The sequence below is a fragment of the Pedobacter sp. ISL-64 genome (genome assembly GCF_018613605.1).
GTDB lineage: Bacteria > Bacteroidota > Bacteroidia > Sphingobacteriales > Sphingobacteriaceae > Pedobacter.
Genome location: NZ_JAGGPU010000011.1, coordinates 144,474 through 154,741 on the forward strand (window position 1 = coordinate 144,474; position 10,268 = coordinate 154,741).

Genomic DNA, 10,268 nt, shown 5'->3' on the forward strand with positions numbered 1-10,268 from the left:
AATTTATTTTATTTTTTTTACTTAATATTGAAAGTCATACCTTTATCTGCTTAAAATAACTAAATTTTACTTTGGAACAAATTTTACCTCATTTAGATTCTGTATTCTCGATAGATTGCGTTTTGTTTGGATTTGATGGTAAGGAATTAAAAATCCTACTGATCGAAAGGAATGAAGAACCGTTTAAAGATTGGTGGGCACTGCCCGGTAACATTGTTGGTCCTGATGAGAGTTTAGATCAATCAGCCTCTCGGATTTTGTACGAACTTACCGGTTTGCGCGGTATTTATATGGAGCAGTATTATGCTTTTGGCGATCCGCACAGGCACCCGCAAGGAAGGGTAATTACTTTGGCTTATTATGCTTTGATCCGTTTAGGCGGAGATAAAGAGCTACGCCCGATCAGTACTTATGCCAAACGAGCCAATTGGCTGCCGATTACCGATCTGCCTAAACTGGCTTTCGATCACCAGAAAATTTACGATAAAGGATTAGAAAAAATAAAACGCCGGATTAAACACCAGCCAATTGCTTTCGAACTCTTGCCAGAGAAATTTACCTTAACACAGTTGCAGCATGTTTATGAACTGGTTTTGGGTAAAAAACTCGATAAAAGGAACTTTAGAAAAAAGATTGTGAGTTTTGGTGTACTAAAAGAGCTTGATGAAAAACAAAAAGGTGTTTCTTATCGCGCGGCTACTTTGTACCGTTTTGATAAGCGTAAATATGCGAAGCTTTTTGGTAAGGAGATCTCTTTTTAGATGTGAGATTTGAGACATTAGATTTGAGATGTGAGATTTGAGATGCGAGATAAGGAGCAGAAAAGATACGTTTAATATAAATACAAAAATCCCCGGTTTGAAATTTCAAGCCGGGGATTTTTATTGTAATTTGACTCTGGACTAAAGACCCAGACTTAGGACTGAAGACTAAAAACGCTGAACTGGAAACTCCAAACTGAGAACTCCCAACTCCAAACTAAGCTTTCGGTGCCAGCTCCAGGTGATAATGTACCAGATCATCTATAGGTGAGCGGATAATCTTGCCCACGCCCATTTCGTAACGGTCGGCTACTATACTTAAAATATCACGGAAACTATAACCTACAGAACCCACACAGTTTAATTTGTGGTCTTTGTAGTTAGGGTAGTGGATTACCAATGCTTCGAAAAACGCAGTAAAAGCATAGTCAATGGTAGCAAAAGCATAATCTTCGTAGTTATCTTTAAAATCGTATAAGAATTTACTAAAGCTTGCGCAGAAACGGTTTGGCAGGGGCTTATTATAAATATTATCGAAAATATCTTCGTTGGTTAAAGCGTAGTTGTCGTAAAAAGCTTCACGTAGCCCTTTCGGCATGTAACCTTTCATGTAATCGCTTAAAATGCGTTTACCGATATACGAACCGCTACCTTCATCACCCAGGAAATACCCCAATGAATCGATGTTCATGGTAATTTCAGCTCCATCATAAAGGCATGAATTTGTACCCGTGCCTAAAATAGCAGCAAATCCTGGCTCGTTTCCAAGGAGTGCTCTAGATGAAGCAAGTAAATCATGGCCTACAAAAATGGTTGCATTGGTGAAGATCTGTTGCATGGCATCGGCCACAATCTTAACATTTGCAGGTGTAGAACAGCCGGCACCGTAGTAATAAACTGCTGTTAATTTCTCTCTTTCCAAGTGGTCTGGAAGAGACTCATTCAAAGACTTTACAATGTACTCTCCTTTTGAAAAATATGGATTGTAACCTTCGGTGTTAAAGTAAATTTTTCTGCCGGCCTCGTTAATCAAACACCAATTTGTTTTGGTAGATCCGCCGTCTGCAATTACTATCATTTTATTTATTTTTGGTTTTAGCACGATAAAAGTATAAAAAGTCTTATATTTTGTATCCTTTTTTTTAATAATTTTTTAACAATTTGTTGTTGTCGAAAATTAAGTGTGTAAAAAATACACTATATAGGGCGTTTAATCGCCGAAAAACCTTAAAATTATACCAGAAAGGGCATTGGTCTTTTTTTTTAACCTTAACAATATTTTACAACCAGATAGCGAAATGAACAACAGATTTTTAGATTTCAGGAGTGATACGGTAACCAAACCTTCTGCCGGAATGTTAGATGCCATGATGAATGCAAAAGTGGGCGACGACGTTTTTGGTGAGGATGAAACGGTGCATGCGTTGGAGACAAAACTGGCTTCGACCTTTAATATGGAAGCCGGATTATTTTGCCCGTCAGGAACGATGACCAACCAGATTGCGATCAAGTGTTTTACCCAGCCCATGGATGAGGTGATCTGCGATCAGACCGCACATGTTTACCGCTACGAAATTGGAGGCATTGCCTATCACTCGGGCGCATCAGTAAGGTTGTTGCATGGCGAACGCGGAATTCTGACTCCAGAGCTGATTGAACCCGAAATCAATGAAGATAATATCCACTATCCCAACTCAAGTTTGGTTGTTTTGGAAAATACAGTAAATAAAGGTGGCGGAAGCTGTTATACCTTATCACAGATTGCCCCGATCCATCACCTCTGTAATATAAAAGGATTGAAACTGCATTTAGACGGTGCGCGTATTTTTAATGCACTTGTGGCAACAGGGGATGAGGCGGGCGAGTACGGCAAATATTTTGATGGGATTTCAGTCTGCCTATCCAAAGGACTCGGTGCACCAGTTGGCTCTGTGCTATTGGGCAGCAAGCAAATGATTCATAAAGCCCGAAAAATTAGAAAAGCTTTCGGTGGAGGCATGCGCCAGTCAGGTTTTTTGGCTGCTGCTGGCATTTATGCGCTCGATCATCACGTAACACGCTTAAAAGACGATCATGCCCATGCGCAGGCTTTGGCAAATGCACTGGCCAGGGCAAAATATGTAAAATCGGTAATGCCCGTTGAGACCAATATTGTTATTTTTGAAGTAGAAAAAGGATCGGCAGAGAAAATTGTACACCAATTGAAAGAAAAAGGACTGCATTGCAATACCACCAGTGCAAGTACGATCCGTTTGGTTACACATCTGGATCTGAGCGCTGAAATGATCGATCAAGCTATCGAAATAATTTTGCACCTTTAAGGGGAAACTCATATTTTACCTCTATAACTAAATGTAAACATCAATATTATGAGTGAAAACAATCAATCACCTTTGGATGGATTTCTAGGGATCTTAAAACAACAGCATGAAAAGTCAATTGAAAATATTAACATGGCTTTATATAATGATATTGTTAACACTTCTGAGCTTATTGAAGGAACAAAGGATGAAGATGCTCGAAAAGAAGCTATCGCCAGCGTCCGTAATCGATTTAAAAACGAAGATCTGAATCAAGTAACTGACATTTTTATTTACTTTCAGCGATTTTTATCAGAAAATGAAAACCCTGTTCCAATGCCTTCACAATTATGCATAGCAATTGGTAAATTATTTACAAGCGAAAACTTACACTATGCTGCTAGTAAGGTTTATGGTAATGATGAAACCGAAAGTGGAGCTGCCTTATCATTTTTAGGTTACCTGGCTTTGATTGAACAGCATACATCCTATGTGCTCAATTTTATCAAAGAGAATTTTGCAGGATTTTCTCAAAATAATAAAACAACGTGCGTATTTCAACTCAAAGAAATACTTCCTGATCATAAAATTGCAAAGCAAATAGTAGCGGATAGCGGCATTACAAAATATGAAATCAGTTTTAGTACAAGCACAGATTCATCATCAATACCCGTCACCTTTCAGATCGGGAATATTGATGACACTGGTAATGCGAGTATAGAAGAATTAAAAGTTAAACGGCCTTGGTGGCAATTTTGGTCAAAATAGTAAATAAAAATGAATGCTTTAAAAGGTTCACATTATTAAATGGTGCAACTAGAAAAAAGAAACAACGAAAAACGCCAAACGAATGAGTCAGAAAACCAATAAGCGAATCTCCAAACTTTTAATCGCAAACCGTGGTGAAATTGCTTTGCGTATTATGCGCTCCGCAAAAGAAATGGACATTAAAACAGTTGCTGTTTTTTCTGAAGCAGACCGTAATGCACTACATGTGCGTTATGCCGATGAGGCGGTTTACATCGGGCCGGCTCCGTCTAATCAAAGTTATCTGGTGGGCGAGAAAATTATCGATGCCTGTAAGTTAACCGGTGCTGAAGCCATTCACCCAGGTTATGGGTTTTTGTCTGAAAATGCAGGTTTTGCGCAAAAAGTTGCCGATGCAGGATTGATTTTGGTTGGTCCTTCGCCAGAAGCGATGGAAACGATGGGCAATAAACTATCGGCAAAGGCAGCAGCATTAAAATATAACATCCCGATGGTTCCTGGAACGGAAGAAGCCATTCAGGATGTAGGAGAGGCAAAACAGCGTGCCATCGAAGTTGGTTTCCCCATATTGATCAAAGCCGCTGCAGGTGGCGGGGGTAAGGGGATGCGCATTGTAGAGCGGGCTGAAGATTTTGAAGAACAGATGCAGCTTGCCGTAAGCGAGGCTACCTCGGCATTTGGTGATGGGGCTGTTTTTATTGAACGATATGTTACCTCGCCAAGGCACATAGAAATACAGGTTTTGGGCGATACCCATGGCAATATCGTGCATCTTTTTGAACGCGAATGCTCTGTACAACGCCGTCACCAGAAAGTGGTAGAAGAAGCGCCTTCATCGGTTTTAACTGAAGAAATCAGGCAGCAAATGGGTAAGTGTGCGGTAGATGTGGCCCGTTCGGTAAATTATACCGGCGCAGGTACCGTTGAGTTTATTTTGGATGAGAACCTCGATTTCTTTTTCCTGGAAATGAATACCCGATTGCAGGTAGAACATCCGGTAACCGAATTAATTACAGGTATAGATCTGGTAAAAGAACAGCTAAAAATTGCCTCAGGTGAAAGACTTAGTTTTAAACAAGAGGACTTAAAAATCAGCGGGCATGCTATAGAACTTCGTGTTTATGCCGAAGACCCGGCAAATAATTTCCTGCCTGATATTGGCACTTTGCAGACTTACAGCACACCCAAAGGCAATGGGGTAAGGGTTGATGATGGATTTGAGCAGGGCATGGAAATCCCAATTTATTATGATCCGATGATTGCCAAACTGATCACTTATGGGAAAGATAGGGAAGAAGCGATTGAACGAATGGTGAGAGCAATTGAAGAATATGATATTACAGGGATAGAAACTACTTTGGGTTTTGGTAAATTTGTGATGCAGCATGAGGCTTTTAAAACGGGTAATTTTGATACGCATTTTGTAGGTAAATACTTTAAGCCAGAAAGCTTAAAGGTGCAGGATGAAACAGAAGCCTTAATTGCTGCGGTAATTGCTGCAAAACTGTTTGATAAAAAGGAGGTGAAGTTGGGTGGTGCAGCAGCTAAAAATAGCTCCGATTGGAGAAAAAATAGGTTGAAATATTAATAACATACATCGTCATTGCTTAAGATCGTCATTTCGAGCGAAGTGCAACGCAGTCGAGAAATCTATCTAGGTAGATCTCTCCATTCCGCTATGCTCCAGTCGAGATGACGTCGGTTGCCATGGAATGACGAACCTTTAAATTAAAAAAATGTTCACAGGAATTATAGAAACACTTGGCGAAGTTACTGCCATTAAAAATGACCATACCAATATTCACTTTACCATAGCTTCTGCAATTAGCCATGAGCTGAAAATCGACCAGAGTGTAGCCCATAACGGCGTATGCTTGACTGTGGTGGCCTTAAATGATGGAACACATACCGTTACCGCTATAGATGAAACGCTAAACAAAACCAATCTCGATGGCTTAAAAGTAGGCAGTAAAGTTAACCTCGAGCGCTGCATGCAGATGAATGCCCGTTTAGATGGTCATATTGTGCAGGGCCATGTAGACCAGGCTGCTGTTTGCGTAAAACGTGAAGCACTGGACGGTAGCTGGGAGTACCGCTTTAAATATGATGCTTCGGCCGGAAATGTAACCGTAGAAAAAGGTTCTGCCTGTGTAAACGGTATCAGCTTAACTGTTGTAAATTCTGAGCCAGACGAGTTTTCGGTATTTATTATCCCTTATACTTTCGAGCATACCAATTTACAGGAAGTTCAAGTTGGCGATACCGTAAATTTAGAATTCGATATTATTGGCAAATACGTTGCCCGGTTAATGAATCGATAATTTGTATTTTTGCTGCTCGCTTGTTGTTTTTAGTGTTGATAAGTGGTGCTTTATTAAATTATTGTCGCTGTGCTAACGCTTAATTTTTCATAACAGTACAGGATGGTTGGTTAAATAATATTTCTGATTATCGTACAGTTAAGATTAAAAAATTAACGCTAACCAATATGAACAGGAATTCCCGTACCTCAGGCACAATAACTGCCCTTGCCTTATTGCTTTTATTTACAACGAATGTTTTAGCGCAGAAAATTTCGGTAAAAGATTTAACCGTTGAGCATTTAGTAAATCCTTTTAGTATTGATAATCCAAAACCCAGATTTAGCTGGAAAATCATTTCGGATTTAAAAAATACCAAACAGCGCAATTACGAAATCAGACTGGGTACAACAGCAAATATTGATAAAGTTTTATGGAAGGCTGCGGTAAATAGTGATCAATCGGTATTGATTGCCTATGATGGCCCCGGGCTATCCTCAAAAACTAGATATTATTGGCAGGTTAGGGTAAAAGATAACCACGGAAATGCATCTGCATGGTCGCCGGTTCAGTTTTTTCAAACAGGTTTAAAACCTGAAGACTGGAGTGCAAAGTGGATTTCGATACTAGGAAAAGATACTTCGCTGGCTAGTCCACTATTCAGAAAAGAATTTAACCTGAAAAAAGAAGTAAAATCTGCAATGGCTTACATTACTGCCAAGGGTTTGTATGAGGCCAATATTAACGGCGGGCGAGTTAGCGATACTTATTTTGCACCAGGGTGGACAAGTTATAAAGACCATATTCAATATCAGGTTTACGATGTTAAGCTATCGCTAAAGAAAGGTGCCAATGTAATTGGCGTTTCACTAGGCGATGGCTGGTACAAAGGGCGCATCGGGTTTAATAATCAAAAACAATTTTATGGCGATACCAGGGCTTTATTGCTGCAACTGGAAGTGGAGTATACAGATGGAACCACAGAAACCATTATAAGCGATAATAGCTGGAAAACAAGTTATGGACCAATACTTGCCTCCAATATTTATGACGGAGAAACCTACGATGCCCGTTTAGAGGTCCAAGGCTGGAATAATATTGGCTTTAAAGAAAACACTTCCTGGAAACCTGTGCAGGAACTCGCCAAGGGCCCGGAAAAGCTGGTTGGGATGAGCGGACCGCAGGTAATCAAACACGAAACGTTTAAAGCCTTAAAAATATTTAAAACCCCAAAAGGTGAAACCGTGGTTGATTTTGGGCAGAACTTAGTGGGCTGGGTAATGTTAAGAGCCAAAGGTGCAACAGGTACCAAAATTACCATTAGCCATGCTGAGGTATTAACCAAAGAAGGGAATTTTTATACCACAAACCTCCGGTCTGCCAAGCAACAGAACAATTATATTTTAAAAGGCGGAACCGAACAGGTATTCGAACCTCATTTTTCTTTTCAGGGGTTTAGGTACGTCAAAATAGATGGATACCCTGGCGAACTGAAACTGGAAAACCTTACCGCTGTAGCTGTTTATTCGGATATGAAAACCAGCGGAAAATTCACGACTTCAAATCCATTGCTAAATCAACTGCAACACAATATCAGCTGGGGACAGAAAGGAAATTTCGTTGATGTACCCACAGATTGCCCGCAAAGAGATGAACGTTTGGGCTGGACAGGCGATGCACAGGCATTTGCTACAACAGCAGCATATAACATGGATGTATCAGGCTTTTTTACCAAATGGCTAAAAGATGTTTCTGCAGATCAGCTTCCTAATGGCAGCGTTCCTTTTGTAGTACCAAATGTGCTGAACCAAAATGACGCAGGTTCTGCAGGTTGGGCCGATGTCGCCACTATCATCCCTTGGGATATGTATGTTTCGTATGGAGATAAAGGCATACTGGAAGCGCAGTATGGCAGTATGAAAAAGTGGGTTGATTATATTTCTTCAGTAGCAAAGAACAGCCTTTGGAACACGGGTTTCCACTTTGGCGATTGGTTGTTTTACCGTCCTAATGATGATAATGATGGCCGTGCCGCAGTGACGGACAAGTACATGATTGCACAAACATTTTATGCGCATTCTACACAGTTGCTGATAAATGCCGCAAAGGTATTGGGCAAAACAGACGATGTAACCAAATATACTGCACTATTGGAACAGGTTAAAGCGGCTTATATTAAAGAAAATATGACACCGAATGGAAAGTTGATCTCTAACACCCAAACGGCATATGTTTTGGCCTTACAGTTTGATATGGTGCCTGAAAACTTGCGTGCACAGGCTGCACAAAGATTGGTAGAAAATGTAAAAGATTACGGAAACCACCTGACTACAGGTTTTTTGGGCACGCCATACCTTTGTCATGTATTAAGCCGCTTTGGACACGAAGATGTGGCTTACGACCTGTTACTTCAAGAAAGCTACCCTTCGTGGTTATATCCGGTTAAAATGGGGGCAACCACCATTTGGGAGCGTTGGGACGGTATTAAACAGGATGGATCTTTCCAAACGGCAGATATGAATTCTTTTAATCATTATGCTTATGGAGCCATTGGCGATTGGATGTATAAAAATATTGCCGGCATTAATCCGGTATCAGCACAACCAGGTTACAAAACCATTTTAATTGCACCAAGACCAGGTGGAAAATTAACCAGCGCATCGGCAGAATTGGAAACGGTATACGGTTCTGTTAAATCATCGTGGACAATTGCAGATGGTGTTTTTAAGCTCGATGTAACTGTTCCTGCCAATGCAACCGCAACGGTAGTATTGCCGAAAACCGATAAAAAAGAAGAAATAGGCTCAGGTAGCTACCATTTTGAATATAAATATTAATCGCTTATAATTGCAGCTTCGTGTTAAAAGAGGTGAATATATTATAGATTTGTCATCCTGAGCCTGTCGAAGGACCAGCGTAATGTATGGTAGGCGTTTCGACAGGCTCAACGTGACAATTCGAATCGAAATTAACTTTATAATATCTCGCTTACCGGCCTTAAAAATAAATGTACAGTAAAGAAGAAGCAGCCCGCCTGCGCCAACAGTTTTGGATCAGTTTCGGGCAATATATGAAACCCGTCCCTTCAGCAAGCGGTTCTACCGTAAACTGGACAAATTACAAAACGGGTGTGAAGAATATCTTCTTTAAAATGGATGTTGATGGTAAAAAAGCCTTTATCAGCATTCAGCTGTCGCATCCCGATACCGATATCAGGCATCTCATTTTTGAACAGTTCGAAGAGTTTAAGCTCCTGTTTACTAATACCCTAAACGAAGAATGGGACTGGATTAAAGATGCAACCGATGATTTCGGTAAAACGGTATCACAGATTTCGATCAGCATTGTAGGAGTGAGCATTTTTAATCAACAGCACTGGCCTGCGTTAATCTCCTTTTTTAAACCCAGAATAATTGCATTAGATGAATTTTGGGACAATGTAAAACCTGTTTTCGAGGATCTGGTTTAATCAGTAAGGTTTAGCTGCGCAATTCTATCCTTTGAAAATTTAATTTCTTCTTTATCATCGGTTAAGCTGGGCTTGCTTTTTAAATAAAGGTTATAATATTTAAGCGCATTTTTTTCCTGCTTTAAACGGGTATCGTAAAATACCGCCAAACGATAATATAAAGTTGATGTTGCTTTAAATTGCAAACCCTTTTTATAGGCTGCGCTTGCCAAAGCCAGTTGATCACTTTCTTCATAAACCAGTCCCAATAAAGAATAATAACTGGAAGTATTGGGCGAAATGGCCTCATCGATGGTTTTTCTGGTATATATAGCCGCCTGCGAATAATTTTTTAAAGCACGGTAACTGAGTGAAGTATAATATAAGGTAGCTTCATTTTCCATCGCTGCCACCTCCAATTGTTTAAAAAGATCAATTGCCTTTTGGTACTTCTTTGTATAGTAATAAGCTTTTGCAACATCTTTTATCACCCCCGCATCAGCACCATCTTTCAACAGTTTCGCTCCCGATGCAATCACTTCGCTGTACTTTTTAAGCTGGTTGGCGATGGGAAGTTTAGCCCTTTGCAGCACCAGGTTATCACTATCGCCCTTAATGGCAATATTAAGTACATCATAAGCTTTTTCATATTGCTGATAAGCAGCATGCACCTCAGCCAGATCGGTAGCAA

General features: G+C 40.2%; 9 protein-coding genes. 7 read left to right on the plus strand and 2 right to left on the minus strand.

Annotated features, from left to right (window positions below; all coding sequences use genetic code 11):
• Positions 1–71 precede the first annotated feature (71 nt).
• Positions 72–761, plus strand: coding sequence for an NUDIX hydrolase (locus J7E57_RS16835; RefSeq protein ID WP_051692040.1), 690 nt, complete (start codon positions 72–74; stop codon positions 759–761).
• A gap of 217 nt (positions 762–978) precedes the next feature.
• Here J7E57_RS16835 and J7E57_RS16840 read toward each other — a convergent pair whose 3' ends face one another.
• Entirely contained in the window at positions 979–1,839 is an 861-nt protein-coding gene (locus tag J7E57_RS16840) for an N-acetylglucosamine kinase (protein WP_215132073.1), read from the minus strand.
• A gap of 220 nt (positions 1,840–2,059) precedes the next feature.
• On the opposite strand from J7E57_RS16840, the gene J7E57_RS16845 reads away from it, so the two are divergent.
• The 6 genes from J7E57_RS16845 to J7E57_RS16870 all read left to right on the plus strand — a co-directional run bounded on the left by J7E57_RS16845 (position 2,060) and on the right by J7E57_RS16870 (position 9,598).
• On the plus strand, positions 2,060–3,082 hold the full coding sequence (locus J7E57_RS16845) for a threonine aldolase family protein (protein ID WP_215132075.1): 1,023 nt from the start codon (positions 2,060–2,062) through the stop codon (positions 3,080–3,082).
• Between the two features lie 48 nt (positions 3,083–3,130).
• Complete coding sequence (locus tag J7E57_RS16850) at positions 3,131–3,829, plus strand: hypothetical protein (RefSeq protein ID WP_215132077.1); 699 nt, start codon at positions 3,131–3,133, stop codon at positions 3,827–3,829.
• 82 nt (positions 3,830–3,911) lie between these two features.
• A complete protein-coding gene (gene accC / locus J7E57_RS16855) occupies positions 3,912–5,417 on the plus strand; it encodes an acetyl-CoA carboxylase biotin carboxylase subunit (RefSeq protein WP_215132079.1) in 1,506 nt (501 codons plus the stop codon).
• Positions 5,418–5,565: 148 nt separating this feature from the next.
• Positions 5,566–6,150, plus strand: a complete 585-nt coding sequence (locus tag J7E57_RS16860; RefSeq protein ID WP_215132081.1) for a riboflavin synthase — start codon at positions 5,566–5,568, stop codon at positions 6,148–6,150.
• Between the two features lie 167 nt (positions 6,151–6,317).
• Entirely contained in the window at positions 6,318–8,966 is a 2,649-nt protein-coding gene (locus J7E57_RS16865) for a glycoside hydrolase family 78 protein (protein ID WP_215132083.1), read from the plus strand.
• A gap of 170 nt (positions 8,967–9,136) precedes the next feature.
• Positions 9,137–9,598 carry a DUF4268 domain-containing protein gene (locus J7E57_RS16870; RefSeq protein ID WP_215132085.1) on the plus strand — a complete coding sequence of 154 codons (462 nt, stop codon included), beginning with the start codon at positions 9,137–9,139 and terminating at the stop codon, positions 9,596–9,598.
• Here J7E57_RS16870 and J7E57_RS16875 read toward each other — a convergent pair.
• The coding region (locus J7E57_RS16875; protein ID WP_215166209.1) for a tetratricopeptide repeat protein at positions 9,595–10,268 on the minus strand (674 nt) is incomplete at its 5' end. The genes J7E57_RS16870 and J7E57_RS16875 overlap by 4 nt on opposite strands.

Excerpts from the sequence above, each read along its gene's own strand:
- J7E57_RS16840 (WP_215132073.1), bottom strand. The coding sequence starts at position 1,839 with ATGATAGTAATTGCAGACGGCGGATCTACCAAAACAAATTGGTGTTTG.
- J7E57_RS16845 (WP_215132075.1), top strand. The coding sequence starts at position 2,060 with ATGAACAACAGATTTTTAGATTTCAGGAGTGATACGGTAACCAAACCT.
- J7E57_RS16850 (WP_215132077.1), top strand. The coding sequence starts at position 3,131 with ATGAGTGAAAACAATCAATCACCTTTGGATGGATTTCTAGGGATCTTA.
- accC (WP_215132079.1), top strand. The coding sequence starts at position 3,912 with ATGAGTCAGAAAACCAATAAGCGAATCTCCAAACTTTTAATCGCAAAC.
- J7E57_RS16860 (WP_215132081.1), top strand. The coding sequence starts at position 5,566 with ATGTTCACAGGAATTATAGAAACACTTGGCGAAGTTACTGCCATTAAA.
- J7E57_RS16865 (WP_215132083.1), top strand. The coding sequence starts at position 6,318 with ATGAACAGGAATTCCCGTACCTCAGGCACAATAACTGCCCTTGCCTTA.
- J7E57_RS16870 (WP_215132085.1), top strand. The coding sequence starts at position 9,137 with ATGTACAGTAAAGAAGAAGCAGCCCGCCTGCGCCAACAGTTTTGGATC.